Raw genomic sequence first — 22,997 nt, forward strand, 5'->3', positions numbered from 1 at the left:
CGCGTTAGTCTAGCCTTTGATGGTAACAAACTGAAAATGAAACATGAAATATGAAACCCGGCTTAAGAAAGCCATAACCTACATTGGAAAACATCTGGATGATGAGTTGTCACTTCAGCAATTAAGCGAGGTGTCCAGTATTTCGAAATACCATTTTCATCGTTTATTTACTGTCTTCACCGGCTTGTCATTATCCCAATACATCAAATGGCTGCGCCTGAAACGGGCAGCCCATCAGCTGATTGTGGATAAAAAGCAATCCATCATGACCATTGCAATCAATGCGGGGTATGAATCCCACGAGGCGTTTACCCGGGCCTTTAAAAAAGCCTGCGGGTACAGTCCGAGCCAATATCGCCAGGGAATAGGGTGGTCCCATTGGGATGAGCCACCGTATTGTTTGCCTAAACGAGGTATAACTGACATGCAAGTAACCATTAAAACCATTCCCCGCACCCGTTTGGCGGTTGTGGAACACCGCGGCGATCCCAGGCTGGTCGGGGAAAGCGTCAATCACCTGGTGACCTGGGCCAAGGCGCAACCCATCAATATCAAACCAAAACCCGGTGAAGCCTTCGCTTTTGGCTACGATGATCCGAAAATCACCCCGCCTCTGCAGTTTCGTCTGGATTTGGGCATTAAAGTCCCGGAGTCGTTAACACTTGAAGGGGTGGTCGAAAAATACCTGCCGGCAGGACGTTATGCATCGGCCATGCACTATGGATCACGCGATAACCTTGGCGATACCGTGTATGCGCTTTATCGGGACTGGTTACCTGAAAGTGGTGAACAATTGGGCGATTTGCCTTGTGTCTTTTGCTATTACAATTTTGACCACGAAGTGGCTGAGACCGAATTATTAACCGAATGCTGGCTGTTATTGAAATAATCCTCGTCTCCCGTTCTGTGGGAGGCGTCTTTTTTTACAAAAAAACACCGCTTCCATTTCATCTCGCATTTAATCGTCTAAAGTTAAATGAAGGCGTTTAAGACTATCAGGTTATTACAGGGAGAAGTTAATGATCACAGCGCACTGCCTTGGGTTTCCACGCATTGGATGCCACCGTCAAATGAAGCTGGCTGTTGAATCGTATTGGAAAGGGAGTCTTTCGGAAGCGGAACTTATAGCCGCGGGGCAGCGGATACGTCAGGAAAACTGGCAGATACAATCTCAAGCGGGGCTTCACTGGGTGAGCGTCGGTGATTTTTCCTGGTATGACCATATGCTGGATATGTCCATGACCCTGGGGGTTATCCCTCAGCGTTTTGCTGGGGTTGGGACGGAATTAGCGACCTATTTTTCCATGGCCAGAGGCCGCTCAACAACACATCAATCGCTGACGGCCTGTGAAATGACCAAATGGTTCAATACCAATTACCACTACATTGTCCCTGAGTTTTCACCGAATCAAGCCTTTGTCGTCAACAGCAGGCGGCTTTTGGATGAAATTGACGAAGCCAGGGGAGAGCATCATCCGGTCAAGGTCGTTCTTCCTGGTCCTTTGAGTTATTTATGGCTGGGAAAACCCTACCCTGTTTTTGATAAACTGACGCTGTTGCCCGCTTTGGTTGATGCTTATCAACAACTTCTGTCTGAATTGAGTACACAAAATATCACCTGGGTCCAACTGGATGAACCCATTTTGACGCTGGATCTGCCTCTCGCCTGGCAAAATGCCTTTATGCAGGCTTATGACAGCCTGCAATCCTGTGGGCTTAAAATCCTGCTGACCACATATTTTGGCGGTTTGGAGGAAAACAGCGATTGGGTCAGCCGTTTACCGGTCAGCGGCTTGCATGTGGATGCCGTCGCTGCACCGGATGGGGTCCAATTGCTGGCACGGCAACTGCCCTCGGATAGCTGCCTGTCTGTCGGCATTGTTAACGGTCGCAATATTTGGAAAACCGACTTGATGAAGGCCAGGCTTTTTTTAGAGCCGCTCCATGAGCAATTGCAATCGCGGTTATGGATTGGGGGCTCCTGTTCTTTCCTGCATTCACCCATGGATTTGGATCTGGAAACTGCACTTGATCCACAAATAAAGGCCTGGCTTGCCTTTACCAAACAAAAATGCCTGGAGCTTGCCAGTCTGGCACGCGGCTTTAACAACGGGTGGGATGAGGTCGACGCGGTGATGGCTGAGAATCAGCGCGCCATGCAGCAAAAACAGTCGTCGCCGCTGATTCATAATCCAGACGTTCAGGCGCGCCTTGGCACGTTGGATGGTCTCAACACAGAACGTTCCCCCTATGCTCAACGGCAGGCGGCACAGCAACGGGCCATGCCCTTGCCGTTATTGCCGACGACCACCATTGGTTCCTTTCCCCAGACCGCGGCTATTCGTAAGCTGCGTCACGATTTTAAAAATGACAGGATTAGTCAGTCTGACTACGATAAGGGCCTTAAGGAAGTGATTGCCGAGGTGATTCAGCGTCAGGAAGCGCTGGGCCTGGATGTGCTGGTCCATGGCGAGGCGGAGCGGGCAGATATGGTGGCGTATTTTGGCGAAAAGCTTAAAGGTTTTGTCTCAACCGAGCAGGGCTGGGTACAAAGTTATGGATCGCGTTGCGTGAAGCCGCCTGTTATTTATGGGGATGTTTCCCGTGCAGAGAGCATGACTGTGTCCTGGAGCCGTTACGCCCAGTCATTGACCAGTAAACCGGTCAAGGGCATGCTCACCGGACCGATTACCATTCTGATGTGGTCTTTTGTACGAGACGATCAACCAATTCATCACACCGCGCGCCAGTTGGGGTTGGCTTTACGCGATGAGGTGATGGATTTGGAAGAGGCTGGCATTGGGGTGATTCAGATTGATGAACCGGCTTTTCGGGAAGGGTTGCCGCTTCGTCGCCGTCACTGGGATGAGTACCTGATGGAAGCGGTGCGTTGCTTTAAATTAACCGCAAGCGGAGTGCAGGATACCACCCAGATTCATACGCACATGTGCTATTCCGAATTTAATGATGTGATCGAAGCCATTGCTGCTCTGGATGCCGATGTGATTTCCATTGAAACATCGCGTTCCAACATGGAGCTCCTGGATGCGTTTAAACATTTTTCCTACCCCAATGCCATTGGCCCCGGGGTTTACGATATCCATTCACCCCGCATTCCGACGGTTGAGGAAATGGTTCAGCTGATTGATCGGGCGGCGGCACTGATTCCAGTTGAGCGTTTGTGGGTCAATCCGGATTGTGGTTTGAAAACCCGTAACTGGCCTGAAGTAGAGGCGGCATTAGCCAATATGGTGGAGGCGGCGAGACACATGCGGGAAAAATTCCTTAACAGCCGATAGCGGGGTGGTGTTATGAAAACACTGCGCGACAAAATTATGGATGCCTCAATGCCGGTGATTTTTTATGAATTATTGCCGCCGCCAGGGGAAAAGGCTGCGAACACCGATGCCTATATTGATTGTGCCATTGATTTGTTAACCAGTACGCCGGTGAATATCGATGGGGTTAATATTCCTGAAATCAGGGATGAGAGTAAGGATGAGCAACGTACAGACGAGTTTGTTCCGAAAATGGATCCGCGACATTTTGCCGAGCGGCTGGAGCAGGCTTATCGGAATATCAATGTGGTTCTCAATCATTGTACGGTTTATGAGGACTGGGAAGAGCAGAAGGCCTGGCTTCTTAAATCATCGGCTCATCAGAATCTCGGTGGGGTTATCCTGGTGGGCGGCAGCAGCAGCAAGATTCAATACGTCGGCCCGTCAGTGATCGAAATGCTGCAATATATCCGAAGTCATCACGCCCGCGAGCTTTTTTGCGGCGGCATCACCATTCAAACCCGACGAGCCCATGATGCCATCAGGGACGAACCCCATCGCCTGTTGACCAAGAGCTTGAATGGCATGGAGTTTTTCACCAGCCAGATTATTTATGATCCCATCAGTATTAAATTTTTATTGCGGGATTATGCTTATGCCTGTCGCGAGGAAGGGATTGAGCCCAAACGTATTTTCTTAAGCTTTGCCCCGGTTTCCAGTCAAAAAGATCTCCGTTTTTTACGCTGGCTTGGGGTGTTTATTCCAAAAACCGTCGAAGATGAATTGTTTAAAGCCGAGATTGGTATTGGCTGGCGTTCCTTAAAAATTGCTACCAATAACCTGCTTGAAATCCTGCAATTCATGAACAAGGAAAAAATCCAGGTGCCTTTAGGTTTAAACATTGAACACGTCAGCCGCCATAACTTTGAATTGTCGTTTGAATTTGTAGAGCGCCTGGGGGAGGTTTATTACAACCATGTTCAGGGCTTCCCCATCAAATTTTGATTTGAAGCGAATCAGTTAGCACTTCTGCACCCTTCTCCCTTGAGTGAGAAGGAGGGTTCCCTATTCGTAACACTCGATAACCAAGACCCGGCAGGCTTTAATGCCGTTTACCGATTAAAGCGCTTTGCCGGGTCTTTGCTGCAGGTTGATCTATCGCAATTGTAAATTTTCCTTCAAATCTCTGGGGATGGAAAAAGTTTTAAAATTATCCATGTATACTTAAATTTATACAGTTCCTTTAAGGTTATCCTCATGAAAATAGTGGAAGTGTACTTAAGTACGTCATGGTTATATGAAAATACACAACGACAGCGCTTCAGAGACAGGCAGGTGGAGGACCTGGTTTCAGCGTCGCACAAACTCCTCAAAGCGGCGCCTATGGTGGCGCTCGCCGGTGCGGGATTCAGCAAAGGGATGGTTAATCCCAGTTTGACTTTAATGAATATAAGCACTCATACCGTCAAGGAAATCCATAATGGGGTGACCAATGTGGGTAAAAACAATGGTCGCTTTTATGAAGGCATAGATAGAACAAAACAACCGCAGATGAAAAAGAATGCCCAGGGTAATTTTGCCGGACCTTTGGTTAAATTGTGGCTGGTTACGGATGATGACGAGGCCAAAAAAACAATCATGCGTAAAGGGGTTTTGTTTCATAGTCAAACCGAAGCGATGCGGTTTAAAGCCATGTATACCAACCTCGATGCGTATTTATCCTCCAAGTTTTATCATCAAAAGGAATTTGTCACCCTGCGAATTAATGACAGTGATTTGCCGCTTTTTAAAAAAGAACTCCTGCATTATTTAAAGGCTCGGGAAAACAGCCTTCGCTCCGAGATTTTAGTCAGGCCCAAATTAAGCCCTCAGAATTTTGCCTTGTCTCGTGTCTATGAGGAAGAAACGGGCACGCTGGTGAAAGGGCAGGATGGTAAGTACCTGGTAGAGATTGATTTTCCAGTTGCCGTGGGTAGCCAAACCCTGGCGAAGTATTTCCCTGAAACCATCGATGCCAGTGTAAGAACGGAGAGTTTTTTCTTTTCGGAAGCCCTTTCTGAGTTGGAACAGATCAATGAGTCCGACGATGAGTTCGATTTGTCCGAGGGGGGCGTTGTGAGCGAATTTGGTTCTACTTCCCAACAAGGCCTTGATTCGGAGGATGAGCTTGATTTGTCCGAGGGGGGCGCTTTCAGTCAATTTGGCTCTACTTCCCAACAAAGCCATGATTCGGACGATGGGGAGTTTGAAGGGCCGCCAACCATTAAAGGCAAGGAAAGAGAAAGACGGTATCGCAATCGAGAGGATGAAACCTTAAGCCCGGCTGATGAAATCAATGCCCTGAATGAATCGGTAAGGCCACAAGCCAGTGATGAGGTTTCTGCCCGGCATTTATCGGGGTCAGGCCTCTTTAAACATTCAGGCAATGCAGACCAATCTGAGGCGGACAGTGAACTAAACCCTCCCGGTTCCCGGCCCAAATAAAGGCTTTAGCAGTAAGCCCCTCTATTCTCAAAGGCTTGGTTTAGATCATATTCGCGGGTTGAGTGCAATTCGTCGGTATTAAAGCAAACAGTAAAGTCCGTCACTTTTAAATAATGCCGGCCTGTGCTGATATCCACCGGTATAGCCAATTTGGCTGACAGGGTACAAATGGGGACGACCTGATTCTCGGTTACTCCCAGTCGCTCATCGCGACAGCGTTTATTGACAAGCTCAAGCTCCTTGTCACTGACCTCAAGCAAGGAAATCCCATCGCTGCCTATTGCATAATATTTTTGCATGGCGTATTTACTGCGAAGATCACATTGATTGATGGTATACACATCCAGCGTCACTACAGCGACTATCGTGCCTTTTTCTTTAGTCCAGTTAATATGGCCTTTGACTATGCCGGGTTGGATGCCACGCTGCTTCGATTTAAATTCAGTTGTATGACTGAATTCATTAAGCATAATCGCTTCGAGAAACTGGCCGCCAAACTGATAAATTTTATTGGCTGGCGTCCCTTCACTGCCAATGCTGCTTTGGCCAAACCCTTCGATAGCATCAATAATCGCTGGATCGTGATTAATGTCGCTGCTTGATGGATAAATGATTGTGCCATACAGGGTAACACCCCGGCGAAAGAAATCTTTCACGGCGGTTGATTTATCCGGTAAATGCGGGGCTTTGCTGGTATTTTCCAAATCACGAAAAGCCTGGGATTCGTCGAGCATGTTTTGTTCATAATGGAGCTTGCTGACCGGTAATTGCCGGTCAATATGAACCAGCGATAGCTCCAACTGGCTTAATAAAGAACAATGAAGGCGTCTGAGCAGCGATGAAAAATTGTCGCCGTAATGGCATTTCATGCGTACTGAAGCCGTTGGTGCATTCGGAACAATATCCTCTAATAACCGATACCGCTGATTGGTCAGCAATTCATGCATAGAGCGGTATGTCGAGGTGTTGATTTCAATCCCTTCGATAATGGATAGAGCCTTTATTAAATCATCCGGACTCATAAAACGATGCAAATGCAGATGAGTTTGCAGGGAGTCGATGAAAGCAAGGAAGCCGCCCCGATCGTAAAAGCCAATGCGGCTTCGCACCTGGCTTTTAAGGTGTTCAAAATCGCCACTTAAGAGATTGTTCAAATCGTTTTGGTTTTTCATGGGTCACAAAGAAAAAAAGTTATTCATTGCGGGTAATCATATGATATAAAGATTAACTGCGTATTAACTGCACAAGGAGCGTTGCCATGTTATTTAAAAAATTCACACCGATAAACGGTAAAAGCGATGGCTGTTTTTATATTCCCTGGGTTGAGCGCCCAAAAAATCTTGCTGAGTTGGGGGATAACGGGCATTTATGGACTTATCTGACGGCAAGCAATATTTATCGGCATTTGTATACCGCACCCGACAGCATACCCAAAGATAAAAATGGTGTGGCGATTTGCTTTAAGGTGCGATTGACCAGCGAACAACAATCCAGGCTTGAGTTGTTGACTACGCGTTTGTCGGCCTCCATTTATCGCGGCGATCTAGCCTTTGAACCGGAAGCGATTGAAAGTTGTATCCTGATGAATAATGAAGGGTTGCAGGAAATAAGGAGGGAGGTTATCGAGGCAAACACCCCCTCCCCATGATCAAGCTAAAATCGGCTATTGTTCACCGAAGGCTTTGATGTAGCCGTTTAAGTCGTCAATGCGGCGTTTGTTTAAGGTGTTGTAGCAGTCTACCTCGTCAATGGCCTGCATGGAGCCGCCCTCATGCTGAAGACCGGTAAATTTGCATTCCTTGGCGCGGAAATCCAGCCAGGCTTTTTGTGCGCTGATGAGGGCGGATTTGTTCTCTTTAGACAACATGGCGGCAAGCGAGCGGTAGGTGTTATTTAGAATTTTGTCATAATATGCATACTCCTGATTGGCGCATTCGTGAATCGCCAATGTGGTAGCCGCCTGGTCATAGCAGGTTTTCAATGAGGCAGGGTCGACAGCGTAAACCGAACTGGCCATGAGCAACGTGAGCGCGGTCAACAGGATTGAATAACCCGGTCTGTTCATTTATTCTCCTTAATCATCACGATCCTGAGCATTCACTATAGCATGGGATTTTATCGGCTGAGCGATTTTTTTGTCAAAAACAGATAGACTGACTGTGTTTTTATTTGACCCAGGAGTATGATGCCCGATCAAATTGCGGATTTATTTTTATTGTTGAAAAAGCAGCTGAAAGCCCAGGGGTACACGTATAAAACGCTGGCTCAGAAATTAAATCTGTCTGAAGCCAGCGTTAAGCGCCTGTTTAGCCAGCAGGACGCTAATTTAAGCCGCTTGCAGTCGATTTGCGACTGCCTAAACCTGTCGTTATCCGAGGTGTTTGAACAGCTGGAGAAGGACAAAAAATTAATCGTGCATCTGACTGAAAATCAGGAAAAGGAACTGGTCAGTGAGCTGGAATTATTATTGGTGGCCATTTGCGTACTGAACCATTGGACTTTTGCCGATATTCTTCGTTTTTATACTATTTCCGAGCATGATTTAATCCGTTATGTAGCGAGACTCGATAAAATGAAAATCATTGAGCTGCAGACGAGGAATCGCTTCAAGCGTTTGATTGCACATGATTTTCACTGGATTGCAGACGGCCCCATTCAGCGATTTTTCCAAGAGACGATTCAGGATGATTTTTTCGATTGTCATTTTGAGAGGCCTACTGAACTCTATCTGGTACGAAGCGGCATGTTGAGCGAGCAGGATAATCAGATAATCCAGCAATCCCTGCATAACGCTGCCAATGAATTCGTCAAGCGTTGCCGCGATACGGTGGATGTACCTATCGATAAACGCCAGGGTACCGCATTAATCATTGCCATGCGCCCCTGGGTTCCCCGTATTTTCGATCGCTTAAAGAGGGAGCAGCCTGCGGATTAAATATCCAGGTTGCAGCGGGCAGGCCGCACGCCGCCTCAGGCGGCACGCAGCGTTTGCAGCAGTTTTTTGGCGGTCACATAGTCCCGTTTGCCATTCCCAAGTTTGGGCAATTCCATCATTTGCCGAATGAGGCCCGGCAGCATGATATTAGGCAGCTTCGCTGCAAGCAAACGCTGCCTTAACTCGCTTTCAGGTAAGGTGGCGCAATAGAGTAACGCCAATTCTTCCCCTTTTTTATCATGAGGTAAGGCTATGGCCATCAAGTCCATGTCGTCTGCTTTGATTGCTTCCTGCCAAGCCTGTTCAACCTGGCTCAAACTAATCATTTCACCGCCAATTTTGGCAAAGCGGGAGTAGCGATCGACAAGGGTGAGAAAACCGTCATGGTCTAAATGCCCTTTATCGCCAGTTTTATACCAGGTGTAATGGTCATCCTGAATCAGGACCTCTTTTGTTTTTTCGGGCAAATTCAAATAGCTATCCATAACCTGGGTACCCCCAATCAAAACCAGACCGTCTTCACCGGGGGGTAAATCCGTCAGGGTTACTGGATCAACCACTCGAAAGGCGCAACCGGGCAGAGGAAGACCAACCGTGCCGGGTTTCTGCGCCTGATGGATATGCCAGTCCTGGGTTGAAATCACATCCGGTAGATTGCAACTGGCCACTGGAGCCACTTCGGTTGCGCCGTATCCTTCGTAAACGTCTAAATTAAATTTTTCCTTAAACGCGTTGTAAACTGCCGGCGACAGTTTCTCGGCCCCTGCCACCACCATGCGTAAGGAGCGAAGCATTTGCGGATGCACCGAGGTATTGCGCACGTACAGGCCGAGCAGGCTCGAAGTTGAACAGAACAGCGTCACACGGTATTTACAGATTAATTTGGCAATGACTAAGGACTTGGTCGGATCAGGATAACAAACCATGGGAATGCCCTTGAGCAGAGGCATTAAGGTCGTTATCGTTAATCCAAACGCATGGAACAGAGGCAGTGAGTTGAGCAAGACATCGTCATCCTGGAGGCTAAACACGGTAGCAACCTGATTAATGTTGCTTAACAGGTTGGCATGGGTCAGTTTAACGCCTTTGGGTTCCCCTTCGCTGCCGCTGCTAAAGAGAATAGCGGCCGTACTCTGGCTGGTCGTCTGGTGAATAAACCAACATTTAATCAGTATCATCGGTAACCCTTTTGCGAGCAGGACATAGCCCGCCAAGGCCTTGCGGTTTGATACAAGATCCTCAAGATAGATTAATCGACAGGGGGCAAGGGCCTTCTCCATATCAAGACCCCGGTCTTTAAGTTTGCTTAAAAACAGCCTGGACGTAATCACTGTTTCCAGAGCGGCTTGGCCAATCGCCGACGAGAGCGCAGGCTCACCACTTGTAAAATTTAGATTAACCAGTACCTTGCCTAGCGTCAGCAGGCTTAAGTTGGCAATGACGCCGGCGGGACTGGTAGGTAAAAGAATCCCCACATTCGCCTGCTGTTTAAGCTTTTTCTTCAGTTGCTGATTGACGCATAATACCCCCCCTAACAATTGCCGTGTTGAGATTTCCCGGCCATTTTCCTCAATAATCGCGGGTTGAGAAGGGTATTTTTTAACCTGATACAGCCATTCACTTTGTAGATTGCGCATTTCCTCGATGTGGTATTTCCATGCTTTGATGGATAATTCAGTGACTTTCTGCTTGACTTCCCTGGCGCTGCTTGCAATGGATAGGGCTTTACCGTAAACGAGATTGATACGGCGATGATTGCCGCTTTTCATTTTTTTGCTGTAGCGGTGACCGTAAGATACTTTTGAGCCCCACAGGCCATGAATATAAAAGGGAACAATGACAGCATTGGCGTTCACGGCACTGCGCTCAAAACCGCTGCGAAAAATGCCCATCTGGCCATTTTTAGTCAGCCGCCCTTCCGGAAAGAGAGCCACAACTTCGCCTGCATTCAGCGCCTGATTAATTTCCACTAACGCATCCTGGCTTGCACCGCGGGCAATGGGAATCACCTTGAATTGCTTAAGAATCCAGTTTAAATACCAGGTTTCATAGATGGAGCGCTCCATGACAAAGCGAATAGGGCGCGGGCAGGCAATCTGTAAAATCGCCCAGTCGATGAAACTGACATGATTACCGAGCAGCAGCACACCGCCGGCAGAGGGTAAATTATCCAGATCGTAAACACTTAACCGGTAAAACTGCGAGGTAATGAAGTACAGCACGTAGCGTACCAGCGATTGCGGCATGGTGACCAGGGTGTAGACGGCTCCGGCTGAGGCGATAATAAACAGGGAATAGAGCAACACCTGGCTGTCCATGCCAGTAAGGCCCACAGCGACCGTTAGGCCTAAAAAGGACAACATAAACACATTTTGCAGGAAATTGTTGGCAGACAACACCTTGCCGTTTTCCTGACGGGGTGCGTTGAACTGGATTAAGGCATTAAGCGGTACAATCAACATGCCCCCAAAAAAGCCATACCCGAGAAACAGGATAACAATGCCCAGCTGACTGGTTAACTGAGGCAGGATAAAAAGCCCGGCCGCAATGCCTACCGTCGCCACTGGAATTAACCCGGTTTCGACAAACCCCTTGGATACCCGGCCCGCATATAAAGCACCCAATAAAATGCCGATACCCCCTAAGGCTAAGGAGCCCTGAGCAAACATCACGCTAACGTTGCCGATGTGTTCTTTCAGGAATGCCCCATAGCTGGCCAAAAGCACCTGATTGACAGCCCAGAATACCGACAAGCCAAGGATGCAGGTCAAAATGACTGGCGGGTGCAAGGTTTTATTTAAATAGGATTTTAAATAATAACCGGTGATATAACGGGCGGGCTCATAAGTGGACTGGGGATCCACCGCCGCTTTGCGCATTAATCGAAAGCTCATCAGGGTTTCAAAGACTGAACATAGGATAATGAGGAAACCAGCGGGGGCAAATGCCTTAAGCAGCAGGCTTTTGTCGGTGCTCTGTTGCAAACCGGCTCTATTGACGTAATGGCTGAAAATCGATGTAAAGGCAAATGTGGCACCCAGGATAGCAATAATCGTCAATGTCTGAACAATTGCATTGACCTGAGAAAGCTGTTCTTTACCAAAAACTTCCTTGATATAGCCATATTTAGCCGGCGAATTTAACGCACTTTGCACAGCGAGCAATAACGTCAGTGCAAAAGCCCCCCAGAAAAAACCCGTAAAGTAACACCAGGTAGCGAGGATAGTCAGCGGGATGGCGGCTGCGGCGGTGATCTGCAACACCCGGGCCTTTGAATATTTGTCGGCAATAAATCCTGATGGGGTAAACAGGAGGAGATAGGGCAGCAGGATCAGCGCGTTGATAATGGCGGAAAGTACGGTGTAGGCGGAGCCGTCGGCCGTTTGGTAGAGGGTGTCCTGCAATAGAATTTTATGGCCCAAGTCAATGAACGTATTGAAAAACACGAGCATCAGGTAAGGATAAAATCCCTGTATTTTGCTTAATTTCATGGTTTTTTCTCCGGCAAGGATTAACAAATTATATCTAATGCCTTGGTTAATGCTATCGCGGCAAATAAAGTATTAATTTTTGCGCCTTTGGGTGTCTGTCTGTAAGACTTGCACATGGCCTCGCCTTTGAAGGTAGGCGACCACGGAGTCAACGCTGACAATGGCGTAATGGCGCGAACGGTTTTCCGTGTCCGGGTGATCATTAAAGCGGATGGCGGCATTGGTCAACGATGCACCGAATCGGGCCAGGGGATCAATGGCGATAATCGAAGGCCGATAGCCGGTCCTGCGCAGGAAATCCTGAGCGGATTGCCGGGTATGCCGCGGCGTCGGCTTATCGGCATCGGCTAACATTTCCAGAACCCATTGATTGGAGTTTTGATACAGGCTTGAATAAGGATAGGCTATCATGCTGTATTGATTACCATGCAGACGCTCGACAACTGCTGGTTTAAGCGATTGGGCAAGTCGAACCTGGAGTGGTTCATCCGGTATGGTGATTTGATACGCCTGACTGTATAAATTGTCCATGAAGAAATTCATCAATCCTTGAGCATAGAGTGAGGACGTGGGTTTGTTGCATTCATTTAACAGATGAATAACCGTCCATTTGCCCAGTCTGCCAGGGTAATTTTTTACCACGAAGGCGACATGGCTGTAATGGAGACCGTAGCGGCTTAAATCCGATCCAACCCGCGCCAGCAGGGCGACATTCGCCCCGCTTTGGTCGAGTTTCTTTGCAACGGACAGCGCTGTCCGGCTGGCTTTGTAAAACTCATCCGCACTGGCCGTATGGCTTTTGCAGGCTGTCCCTGCATAAGCGGCTGTTGTGGCGGTACTGGCAAGCATGAGGCAGGCGGCCCATGTTGATAACTTAATCATGTTGAAGCTCCTTAAATGGGGGTGCTGTAAATCAGTGATTTCCCCACTTCGTTGGGGATGAATGCAATCAGGCGTCCGGCCGCGGTGAGGATGACGCCAGTGCCTGTGGTCACTACCCTGACCAATTGCCCTGCAGCCAGCAGGCTATGACCGGCAACATGGCTTGAAACCTGAATGGTCGTCACGGCGGATTGACCAGCGACTTTCAGGCTGATACAGGTGATATCGCCAACAGTCTTTACCGCCACGATGACCAGTTGGCTGCCTGCGGCGAAGAGGTTGGCGCTGCCCTTGACTATTTGGCTGACGCCCTCTCTGGATAAATCGGTGCTGGCCATGGAGGCTTCGCTACCGCCGTTGGCAAACGCGCTTGCAGTGAAAAGGACGAGTGGAATGGTTTTTTTTATCATGGGTTGTCTCCATTAATTGTTGTTTCTGGAGACAAGGTAGAGCGAATAATTAAAAAACTCTACTTTTATTTGTATTTGCGCGATAAATAATACTTTTAGTATTAAAAAATAATACATCTTGCATTCGATGCAATGAAGATTAAAAAAATTATTCATGCTACAGTCACAGATGGACTGGTTAAATTAACGGATGAAAGGAAGCATGAGGCAATCAGAACTTTACAATGGGTTGGCCGGAGAAGTTGTACGAAGGTATGTAAAAGCGTCTACATTGTTGAGTGCATTACCCATTATCCTTATCTGGTGTTTATTGGCATTGGTTATTTATCTTTTACGTAATCAAATCGAGTCACGTCACCTGGACTTAATGCAATGGATTCTGGCTACAGTGATGTCACTATGGATTACCGGTCGCTTTGCCCTGGCTGCGAGCCGTGGTGATGTTCATGCCGGCTTTTTCAGTCATCATCATTATTCCGCGGGTGAGCTCCTGTCCTACACTGGCCGTGCGATTTTATATAATCTTTGCTGGTTTTTGCCGGCCCTGGCCTTGGGCCTTTACTTAAAGCAGGCTGGCAATGCGTTAAGATTATTTTTCTTCCTGAAGCTCGGCATTGGCTTCGGCTGGGTGGCTATTGGCTATGCCTTGCTAGTCGTATTAAGTTTTTTTGGTCCATTACTGGCGGCAGCCCTGGCCGTTTATACGGAATCATTGAGCGAGGTGTTTAGCCGCGAACCCTGGCAATGGTTATTTCAGGAACGGCGGGCCGAGCTCATTTGCTATTGTTCGCAGACTGTCGGCGGCATTGTTCTATTCCTGTTAACATTTTTTTTAGTCTTTGTGACGCTGCAGATTCTGGTTTCCACGCTTTCGATTCGTGCGGGACTGTATTTTAACGCCGCACTGTCTTACCTGCCATTCATACTGGCCCCCATTCTTGTGGGCAGGTTAAGTGGTGCATTAGTGGCGAAGGACGAGTTGGCAGAAACAGCCATAGCTTCTACCCTGAATGGGACAGGCAAACCGGGGGTCGCTGTGAAAGGGCGGTCTGTTTATGAAGACCTTATGCGTGAAGTGCCGCACATGAGTCCTGCAGAGGCTGAATCGCAAATCAGCCAAATCAAAGCCGAAGAGGCTACAACGGATCAAGCCGTGGTATTGAGTTACCTGTATGCCCAGGCAGGCCATCCTGAGGAGGCTATTGAGCAGGCTAAACGCGCTCTGACACAGTGCTTGACCGATGACAGGGGGATTGACGCGGTCCAACTATTCCGATTCTTTAGTAAAGACAAAAGCAAACTTCATTTAAATGAGCAGGATTTGGATAAGCTGGGATCATATCTGGCCCTGCAAAATCATTATCATGAAGCTGCCTGGTGTTATTTGACTGCAGCGAAACGGCTTCAAGGTGAAGCGCAACTGCTCATGCAGAAAAATTATCTGCGAATCTGTGATCAGGTACGTCAATCCGGGGCTTCTGAGTCAGCAAAGGGATTGTATGTATTGTTTTGCAAACATTTTCCCCAAAGCAGCCTGTTTGAATTCGCTAAAGGCCAGATAGAATCCTGAAACAGGTGTAACCTTTGCTTGCTTCATTTGAAGGCCTGGTCAGCGGGATGATTTTTTCTTTTGAAGCAACCAATGTGGATTAAGCCAGGATGGAAAGAAAAACGGGGTGTTTTGTTGGTAATCGAGATAAGCCTGCCCTCGCGCCTTAAGTGAACCGGCTTCTGTCATGGGCCCGGTAATGCGGGTCATGAGCAGATAAAGGGTTAACGGTGAAATCAGGCCCAGCCAGCCTAAAGCATGGGAAAAAGAAAACAGGGAAAAAGAAAGCCAGATAAGCCATTCAAAGAAATAATTCGGGTGTCTTGAGTAAAACCACAAGCCCTGGTTGCACACCTCTCCCGGATAGTTTCGTTTAAAAACCTGTAATTGATAATCAGCCAGGGTTTCTGCCCCCAAACTGATGAGAGCAAGCAATGCCGCGGCATAATCGAGACCGTTAGGAAGCGTGTCACTTGAGAGGGCAACAAAAAACCAGGGTAAAGACAGCAACAGGATGAAAAATCCCTGCAGTTGAAAGTTTAGGAAAAACCCGAGCGGTTTGGCAATTGTCCAGTCCTGGCTTAATGTCAGATAGCGTTTATCCACTATCCCTTTACGGATGCGCGTAGACCAGAGAAAAAAGCCCAACCGCACCCCCCAGAGGCAAAGAAGGATGCTGAAAAAGCCTTTTCGCAGCGAAAAAGGCGGCACATTTAAAAAGACAAGACCGCTGATGGTCAGGCCTAAAGCCCAGCCTACATCGACCACAGAGGGATTATTGGTTATGCGATACCATAACCAGACTAAGGTCATATGCAAGAAAATAACTACAATAACCAGCCAAAATAAGAGTGCAGGGGTCATTTTGCATGGACAAAAACGGTGACCAAGGCACTGGCTGCGCACAAAAAGATACCCCATAGCCAGTCCATCAACGAGATGCTTACCGGCCAGTTTTTAAGGATAGCAATGCAGGTCAGATCGTAAACGCCATAGGTGATTAAGCCAAGCAAGGCCCCGAAGCCGGCGGCGTGAAGGAGCTGGTCGGCCGACAGCGGCACCACAAAAAAGACAATGCCTGCAGCCAGGAGCAGGTAGACAATAATGGCCGCCCACCACACCGGTTGCAATTGACCATCCGACAGGCGAAGCCATTCACGATAATGATGGAAATAAAGCGGTTTGGCGATAAGACCAAGCCAGACCATATCCAGAAGAATAAAGGTGATCAAGGCGGTAAAAAACAGCTTCAGTTGGGGCATTTCTGCATCCTTGGCAAAAAGGTCTTGGTAAATTATTAAAAATTAAGCGGCAGGCGTCAATCCATGAAACCAGAAAGACAATTGTAAAGAGAGTTTAAAGATGGTTGATGATTGAAATAAAAATAATCAAATTGCTTTAGAATATAACAAAATGACGCCGCAGAGAGGTCATCATGGTTAGAAAGGCATTTATCAAGGACATCCAAACCCCCGATTCCGCATTACTTAGTCAATTGGAAAAGGCAGAAACCATCACCATTCATGGCAAACCCGTCAAGGCGGTACCATTAATGGAGCAAGGCGGAAAAAAACAGGGCGGCGGCTTCGCCGAAGCGGTCTACCTTTACCAAAACGAGCAAGGGGAGTACCGGGTGCTTAAAAAAGTACACCCAGAACAAGCTAAGGCCTATGGCGGTGTGGCCCGTAAAATTGAAACATTTAACGGTATGTACAAGCGTATTTATCACGGCGGATTCTCTGATTTAGCGACAGCAAGGTCTTTTGAGGGGGCAGAAAACATCATGGATATGCCCTATATCCGAGGCAATAACGTGCCTTTTGACGAGGGTTATAATCCGATTGGTGATGGCCCGCAAAAGAAATTGTTTGAACAATTTGAACAAAGCGGCTATTTCATCACCGACTACCGTGTCCCAGGCAATGTAGTTGAAGTGACCGATTCGGTAGAAGGGCGAAGTTATTTGTTGATTCGTGATGTCGATCTTCTGGGGCGAAGAAACAGCATGAAGGTTACTTCGCAATTACTTCAGGATGAATTTCCGGAACAAGAACGGCAATACAAGGCCGAGTTACGCGAAGAATACCAGCGATTCGCGCACATTCATGCTGGTTCTTCCATGGAGCCTATTCCCCAAAAAACAGGCCTTGAAAAGGATTTTGAACGGTTGCAGCAGGCGCTTTTGGATAAAATGCATGCCAAGGAAATAACCGGCCCTGTACGGGAAGGGGTCGAAAAAGCAAAAAATTTCGTTGAATTATGCAATGCCGCCTGCCAACACCACACCCCCCTTAAGTTTTACAACAGTGACGAAACACAAACCATGGGGTTATTGCGTGATTCGCTGAAAAAAGGAAACTATTCCCATATTAAATCGGCTTATCAATTCGACACGGAAAAACTGCTCAACGTACAGCTTCGTTCGATTGGTTCCACACGGAAAAACATCATGGAAAATACCTTGGCTAAACAAGGGGGAAACCTTAAAAAAGCCCGGGATTTTTTCAGGGAATTATATCATGTTGATTTTCACGGTGAGCACGGCAATAAGGTGAAAGAATCCCTAGCTACTCACGCGATTTTTCATGATAAAAATTATTTAAATGAGCTGAAATCAAAATTAAAAAGTTTGAAAGAAGCGGATCAAAACGATCAGACCTCAAAAATTAAACCAGGCCTGTAAATAACGCTTTATGTACGGTATTGTCGTGTATTGGAGATAAGTGCTGGATTCCGCGCCCAAGGCGCGGAACGTAGGCACTGGGACTTTACGCATAGAGGGACATAGGCTCCAGCCTCTCCTCTACGTCCGGAAGCCTCTCTATCCACGTACACAGCTTTTTCTCACGTGCAGCAACATACCCCCCCCCTACGTACCGCGGCTTGTCCGCGGTATCCACGTTTTCACAACAGCAATCACAGTCGGGCCAAGGCCCGACCCACCCAGGCACAAGGCGAGTGCTTTAGATGTGTTTTATATTGAATAAAATAGCCAATACCAACACATCCAAAAAATATTAACTATAGTTAATAGTATTGCGGTTATCATTAAGTGTATTTCAATATGATAAAGACGAAAATTATCACTGCTGATAATTTGCTTGAATTGTTTCAGAAAAATTATGTTGAATTAGCCAAAAAAACCAGGTTGGATTGGATTGTTTCAAGCAGGCTCAGGTTCGCGTTTTTTATCGAGGAACTGAAGAGCATATGCTCGCGGGGTTTTGCATCAACTCTCAAGCCGTTTATCGAACCTTCCTCCCCTTGGATACTGAACAACTGCAGGTGCTCAATCAAAACCATCATTTTGACAAACAGCCTCCACATGAAATCAGTTGCCTTTGGGTAGAACCGGCTTCCCGCCATGCCAGTTGGATGGTTTATTTCTTCCTGATGATGGTTGACATGCTGAAGTTGAGACCTGCACCTTTAATTTTTGGTACCCATGGGAAAAACGTCAATAATTATTTTGCCTACCCGCTGCCCGATGTGATTTTTTATGATCAGTTATTTGTGGCGACTAAAGGCAAGGTGTGCGATTTCTGGATTCGTAAAGGCACTAAATGGCAAATTCTTAAAGGATTTGTGGTATTAGCGACTATTCGCCTGCTGGGCGGATACCGGGCCTTGGCAAAATTTCGATTACGACAAGAAAAAGACAACTCCAATTCCTAGCATTCGGGAGTTTTTTTATGAAAAACAACGTGATTGTGATGGAGAAATTGGCGATTGACGGCGGTGAGCCTGTCCGGCAAAAATCATGGCCCACCTATGATAAGGGGCATGTGGTGCTGGACGAGGAGGACGTGCAATGCTTAATTGAGGTGATGCAGAGCAAACGCTTGTTTCGATATGATAATCGCTGCCTGAATGATACGCAGGTCGGGCAGTTTGAGAATGAGTTAAAGCAGTATTTCCACGTTGATTATGCTTTGGCCGTCAGTTCGGGAACAGCTGCCCTGTCTTTGCCCTTGATGGCCTTGCAGTTGCCTGATAATGCCCTGGTTGGCTGCCCGGCTTACTCGTTTACCGCAACGCCCAGTGCCATTATTCAGCCGAAATTAAAACCCTTGTTGATTGAAGTCGATGCTAATCTCCATATGGATTTGGCCGATCTTGAAAAAAAACTGCCACAATTAAGCGCCCTGGTCGTTGTGCACATGCGCGGTTTTCCAGCCCCTTTGCCTGAAATTAAGCGCATGGCGGATAGTTATGGGGTACCGATTATTGAGGACGCTGTACCCAGCCTCGGGTGTAAATTAAAGGATAAATTTTGGGGCACTTATGGGCTTGCCGGCGCGTTCAGTACCCAATCGGACAAATCGCTTAATACGGGTGAGGGAGGGTTTATACTAACCAATGATAAGGCCCTTTATCTGCACTGTGTCATCAATGTCAGGGGCTTATGAGTGCCTTTATGAAAAACATTGTGCTCATGAGTCGGCAGCTATTGATTTTACCTGTTTGCCAGTCTTTAATTTTCGTCTTGATGAATTACGCGGTGCATTGGGGCTTAGTCAGTTAAAAAAATTAACTGCCCGCCTTGACCGCTTGTCAAAAAATTATTGTCATATTCTTGAACGCATCCAGGATTTGGCTTTTGTGACGCCCCGATCCGGTTGGGATGAGACGGCGCAGAAGGAATCGACACCAAGGCTTTGGGTGATTGTAAAAAAGTCAATGTCAGGCGTTTTTGGGATTGGGCTTATCTGTTTGATACGAGTTGCCGCGAAACCATCAAAAGCCGGCATGCCGCCAGCGCCAAACACATCAGTTCCTATATCGATATTGCGCTTTCTCCAACCTTAAACGAAGAGGACATCGACGATTTCTGCAAGGCTCTAAGGAAGGTCCATCATCATTATGAACAACGAAAAACACTTACAACATAGCATCGCCTTAATAACCGGCGGCAACGGCGGCCTGGGATTGGGCATGGAGCGCGCCTTAAAGGACGAGGGGGCAACCGTGATTGTCTGGGGGCGCGATGCGGCCAAGCTGGGTGTGGCGCATGATGAAGGGTTTATAACCGCCCGAGTCGATTTGAATTGCGAACAGGCCATCCATCAGGGTTTTAAACAAATCGCCGAAGAATTTTCAGGCCTGGATATCCTGATTAACAATGCCGGCATCTACGAGGATCAGCAGCTCACGGAGTTATCCCGTGAGGCCTGGGATAGTTTTCTAAGCAATAATTTAACCTCGGTCTTTTTATGCTCGCAACAGGCTGCACGCCTCATGAAAGTCAAAAAAAAAGGAAAAATCATTAATTTAGGCTCTATGTATTCTCTGTTTGGACATCCTCACTCCATCGGTTACACAACCACCAAAACAGCGATCATCGGCTTAACCAGGGCATTGGCGGCGGAATTAGGGCCATGGAACATCCAGGTCAATGCCATTTTGCTAGGCTGGTTTGAAACGGCAATTAATGGGTCTCTGCCCCAGTCTGAACGAGGAGAAGAAATCAGGCGACGTACCCCGCTGGGACGTTGGGGGCAGGCTCAGGACATTGGTCCCTTGGCCGTGTTTTTATGTTCCCGCGGATCTGACTTTATCACTGGCACAGCGATACCGATTGATGGGGGATACAGCATTTCCGATCGTGCAGTTGGCACGTAAAGATGGGCAGCCAATGGCTGGTTCGTGGTTTTGCTGCCTTTATCAGGATCATTGTGGGCAAATAATTGTATTAATGATTTTTTTCTTTTAAAGTGATGCACTGAGTTGTAATCATTTTTCGAATTGGACTATCCAATGACGCTTTATGAGATCAGGCAATTATTAAACGACTACCATAAAAAAATTCACTTTCAGAGCTACCATCGCATTGAGCAATTAAGACATTACCTGCATCAATTCGCAGGAGAGGCCGATGAGTATGAATTAACCGCGAAGGATGTTTTGGATTTAATGAAGGCCATTCCCAAGTTGGTGGGCGACAATAAGGATTTGCCGCCGATAGACAAGTTAAAGCAGAGCCTGGATACCCATTTTTTATTTTGGATTTATTCCGTTTTAAATGACGCGGGGTTGATTGATGAAGCGGCTTTCACTGAAATTTATAACCTGCCGCCGGAAGGCCGACAGCAACTGGTGTATTTTCTTTGCGAGTTTCCGCCTCAAAGTGATTTGTTGCTTGGTATTCTGACGTTTGCTGCAAAAAAAACCAATTTGAGCGAAAAGATTGAATCATGTTTGCGCTTCTTTCAGGAGCGGAAGCAACTGGCCTTTGCCGCCTTGGCATTACTTGCAAGCAAGGCGCATGAAGCGCATTGCTTGCTTAAGACACTTAACGCCCTGGATAGCCTAAACTGTTTAAACGAAGCCGCCTTTGAGTCGTTAACCGCCCGCGATTCGTTGTATCAGGTTGATGAGATGCTGGATTTAATCCGTCAATTAAACATCCCGGCCACGCGGGAATTGGTTGATGCGATAGCCGCGAGTTCATCCTTAAATTACTTAGTCGAAATTTTACCTGTGGTTCTTGCTTCAGGAAAAGTTACCCTGACCCAGAGCATGCTTATCGGTTTGTTGAACAAGGATTTCAAATTTTTCTTTGTGAGGCGCTCCGTGTTAATGCGTCTTGGCCAGTATGATTTACTGAATAATCAGACCTGGCATTATGTGTTGAAACATGATGTCTTTTTAGTGAAGCAGATTCTGGATATTCTGGCTGCAGCCTCTTTGGCGAAGGGCAGTGAAGCCTTGTTAAACCGTATAATGAGTAAAACCATTGATGGGTATGACCTGGTTCAAAGCCTTGGTTATTTGCAAAAGGCTGGGGTATTAAATCAGCAATCGCTGGAGTCCTGCCTGCAATTGCTGCCTAAAAGTCCGGCCGTCAGTCCTAAAAAAGACTTGCTTCATGTGTTCCATCAACTGGACGAAGCGGGTTTCATGATTACTGAGCCGCAGTTGACTTTGCTGTTTTCCCTCTCCTCTGCCAATATCAGGCGTTTACATAACCGCGTTGTTAACCTCATTCATAATAAGCAGCTTAATCCGCACTCCTTTGCGGAAGCTTTGCAACGGACAAGCGAGAAATTACCGCCTGTTAAGGAGGTTGTCGCCGACAAAAAAAGCCGGAAAGTGTCTGGCGCTGCCCGGTCGCAGGTCTGCGTCAATAATGGTCACTCCTTTTTTACAAGCCACGACAAACACTATGACGAAGGCGGGTTTGGCAAAGTCAAAAAGGGCTTTCCCTCAGCCGATGCCCCCGAACCGGTTTACAGCATTAAAAAATTATACGAAAAAGACAAGGGAACGGCCCAACGGGAAGGCATTCGTGAAGTGAAACATCATCATTTGTTGGGCCGGCAGGCTTTTTATTACACCTTAAAGGGCATCACTTACATTGTAGCTGAGTGGCAAAAGGGGAAAGGCCTGCATTGCTACAGCGTGGATGAACTGAAAAAAATTCATATGAAAAACCGGCTTGCCTGTCTTCGCGACGGCTTGGCTCAACTCAATACCCTGCATGAGCATGCACGGGTGCATGGCGACATCAAGGAACAGAATTTTATCCTTGATTTCAATGCCTCCTCGATGAAACTCATTGATTTCGGTGGTAGCCACCGCCAGGCTTCTGAGAAACCGTTTGCGTATACGCCTGCCTATGCCGATCCGCGAATATCAGGGGATCATTATGGTCGCGACATGTATGCGATGGGTATTGTCGCCATGCAATTATTTCCTGAGTTATATACGGTCAGCGTCGATGCATTGACCACCCGTTTTAAGGCTAATAAAGTCAGGCCCACGGTGATTGAACAGGCGGTTTTATTCCTGATTGCCGCCATGATGCGTTCTGATTTTGATAAGCGATGCACCAGTGAGGCGGCTTTGAGTTATTGTGACAAGCTGCTGAAAGCGGCTGTTCTTGACAGGAATGTGCTGGAAGAAATTAAAAACGCAACCATTACACGCCCAAATAAAACCGTTGAAGATGTGCTGCGGATGTGAAGG

At 47.3% G+C, this 22,997-nt stretch carries 20 protein-coding genes; 13 read left to right on the forward strand and 7 right to left on the reverse strand.

The window, feature by feature from the left end; all coding sequences use genetic code 11:
* Positions 1-43 precede the first annotated feature (43 nt).
* The 4 genes from Lery_RS09785 to Lery_RS09800 all read left to right on the forward strand — a co-directional run bounded on the left by Lery_RS09785 (position 44) and on the right by Lery_RS09800 (position 5,762).
* The gene (locus Lery_RS09785; RefSeq protein ID WP_058527077.1) at positions 44-889 is read left to right on the forward strand and encodes an AraC family transcriptional regulator; all 846 of its coding nucleotides are present in this window, start codon (positions 44-46) and stop codon (positions 887-889) included.
* 130 nt (positions 890-1,019) lie between these two features.
* A complete protein-coding gene (gene metE, locus Lery_RS09790; RefSeq protein WP_058527078.1) occupies positions 1,020-3,299 on the forward strand; it encodes a 5-methyltetrahydropteroyltriglutamate--homocysteine S-methyltransferase in 2,280 nt (759 codons plus the stop codon).
* 12 nt (positions 3,300-3,311) lie between these two features.
* Positions 3,312-4,283, forward strand: a complete 972-nt coding sequence (locus Lery_RS09795) for a hypothetical protein (RefSeq protein ID WP_058527079.1) — start codon at positions 3,312-3,314, stop codon at positions 4,281-4,283.
* Positions 4,284-4,535: 252 nt separating this feature from the next.
* The gene (locus Lery_RS09800) at positions 4,536-5,762 is read left to right on the forward strand and encodes a hypothetical protein (protein ID WP_058527080.1); all 1,227 of its coding nucleotides are present in this window, start codon (positions 4,536-4,538) and stop codon (positions 5,760-5,762) included.
* A 5-nt stretch (positions 5,763-5,767) separates the two neighbouring features.
* Here Lery_RS09800 and Lery_RS09805 read toward each other — a convergent pair whose 3' ends face one another.
* Complete coding sequence (locus Lery_RS09805) at positions 5,768-6,934, reverse strand: hypothetical protein (protein WP_058527081.1); 1,167 nt, start codon at positions 6,932-6,934, stop codon at positions 5,768-5,770.
* 86 nt (positions 6,935-7,020) lie between these two features.
* On the opposite strand from Lery_RS09805, the gene Lery_RS09810 reads away from it, so the two are divergent.
* Positions 7,021-7,410: a hypothetical protein gene (locus Lery_RS09810; protein ID WP_058527082.1), complete on the forward strand. Its 390-nt coding sequence runs from the start codon at positions 7,021-7,023 to the stop codon at positions 7,408-7,410.
* A 15-nt stretch (positions 7,411-7,425) separates the two neighbouring features.
* Here Lery_RS09810 and Lery_RS09815 read toward each other — a convergent pair whose 3' ends face one another.
* Entirely contained in the window at positions 7,426-7,827 is a 402-nt protein-coding gene (locus tag Lery_RS09815; protein ID WP_058527083.1) for a lysozyme inhibitor LprI family protein, read from the reverse strand.
* Positions 7,828-7,944: 117 nt separating this feature from the next.
* Here Lery_RS09815 and Lery_RS09820 point away from each other — a divergent pair, with 117 nt between their 5' ends.
* Entirely contained in the window at positions 7,945-8,697 is a 753-nt protein-coding gene (locus Lery_RS09820) for a helix-turn-helix domain-containing protein (protein WP_082657177.1), read from the forward strand.
* Positions 8,698-8,732: 35 nt separating this feature from the next.
* Here Lery_RS09820 and Lery_RS09825 read toward each other — a convergent pair whose 3' ends face one another.
* The 3 genes from Lery_RS09825 to Lery_RS09835 all read right to left on the reverse strand — a co-directional run bounded on the left by Lery_RS09825 (position 8,733) and on the right by Lery_RS09835 (position 13,480).
* On the reverse strand, positions 8,733-12,188 hold the full coding sequence (locus tag Lery_RS09825) for an acyl-[ACP]--phospholipid O-acyltransferase (protein WP_065230287.1): 3,456 nt from the start codon (positions 12,186-12,188) through the stop codon (positions 8,733-8,735).
* A 72-nt stretch (positions 12,189-12,260) separates the two neighbouring features.
* The gene (locus tag Lery_RS09830; RefSeq protein ID WP_058527086.1) at positions 12,261-13,070 is read right to left on the reverse strand and encodes a DUF2145 domain-containing protein; all 810 of its coding nucleotides are present in this window, start codon (positions 13,068-13,070) and stop codon (positions 12,261-12,263) included.
* An 11-nt stretch (positions 13,071-13,081) separates the two neighbouring features.
* Positions 13,082-13,480, reverse strand: a complete 399-nt coding sequence (locus Lery_RS09835; RefSeq protein ID WP_058527087.1) for a hypothetical protein — start codon at positions 13,478-13,480, stop codon at positions 13,082-13,084.
* Positions 13,481-13,682: 202 nt separating this feature from the next.
* Between Lery_RS09835 and Lery_RS09840 the strand changes: the two genes are divergently transcribed.
* Positions 13,683-15,050 (forward strand): hypothetical protein, encoded by a 1,368-nt coding sequence (locus Lery_RS09840; RefSeq protein WP_058527088.1) that lies wholly within the window; start codon positions 13,683-13,685, stop codon positions 15,048-15,050.
* A 39-nt stretch (positions 15,051-15,089) separates the two neighbouring features.
* Here Lery_RS09840 and Lery_RS09845 read toward each other — a convergent pair whose 3' ends face one another.
* Positions 15,090-15,893: a DUF1295 domain-containing protein gene (locus tag Lery_RS09845; RefSeq protein ID WP_058527089.1), complete on the reverse strand. Its 804-nt coding sequence runs from the start codon at positions 15,891-15,893 to the stop codon at positions 15,090-15,092.
* Positions 15,890-16,291, reverse strand: coding sequence for a DUF2177 family protein (locus tag Lery_RS09850; protein WP_058527090.1), 402 nt, complete (start codon positions 16,289-16,291; stop codon positions 15,890-15,892). Before Lery_RS09850 ends, Lery_RS09845 begins: the two co-directional genes overlap by 4 nt.
* 173 nt (positions 16,292-16,464) lie before the next feature.
* Between Lery_RS09850 and Lery_RS09855 the strand changes: the two genes are divergently transcribed.
* The 6 genes from Lery_RS09855 to Lery_RS09880 all read left to right on the forward strand — a co-directional run bounded on the left by Lery_RS09855 (position 16,465) and on the right by Lery_RS09880 (position 22,994).
* On the forward strand, positions 16,465-17,712 hold the full coding sequence (locus Lery_RS09855) for a hypothetical protein (protein ID WP_058527091.1): 1,248 nt from the start codon (positions 16,465-16,467) through the stop codon (positions 17,710-17,712).
* A 470-nt stretch (positions 17,713-18,182) separates the two neighbouring features.
* The gene (locus Lery_RS09860) at positions 18,183-18,704 is read left to right on the forward strand and encodes a hypothetical protein (RefSeq protein ID WP_131751007.1); all 522 of its coding nucleotides are present in this window, start codon (positions 18,183-18,185) and stop codon (positions 18,702-18,704) included.
* 17 nt (positions 18,705-18,721) lie between these two features.
* A complete protein-coding gene (locus tag Lery_RS09865; RefSeq protein ID WP_058527093.1) occupies positions 18,722-19,438 on the forward strand; it encodes a DegT/DnrJ/EryC1/StrS family aminotransferase in 717 nt (238 codons plus the stop codon).
* On the forward strand, positions 19,422-19,838 hold the full coding sequence (locus Lery_RS09870) for a DegT/DnrJ/EryC1/StrS family aminotransferase (protein WP_058527094.1): 417 nt from the start codon (positions 19,422-19,424) through the stop codon (positions 19,836-19,838). Before Lery_RS09865 ends, Lery_RS09870 begins: the two co-directional genes overlap by 17 nt.
* 54 nt (positions 19,839-19,892) lie before the next feature.
* Positions 19,893-20,651, forward strand: a complete 759-nt coding sequence (locus Lery_RS09875) for an SDR family NAD(P)-dependent oxidoreductase (protein WP_058527095.1) — start codon at positions 19,893-19,895, stop codon at positions 20,649-20,651.
* 135 nt (positions 20,652-20,786) lie between these two features.
* Complete coding sequence (locus Lery_RS09880; RefSeq protein ID WP_058527096.1) at positions 20,787-22,994, forward strand: protein kinase domain-containing protein; 2,208 nt, start codon at positions 20,787-20,789, stop codon at positions 22,992-22,994.
* Positions 22,995-22,997 lie beyond the last annotated feature (3 nt).

Origin of the sequence: Legionella erythra (assembly GCF_001467615.1) — a bacterium.
Taxonomy (GTDB): Bacteria; Pseudomonadota; Gammaproteobacteria; order Legionellales; family Legionellaceae; genus Legionella_C; species Legionella_C erythra.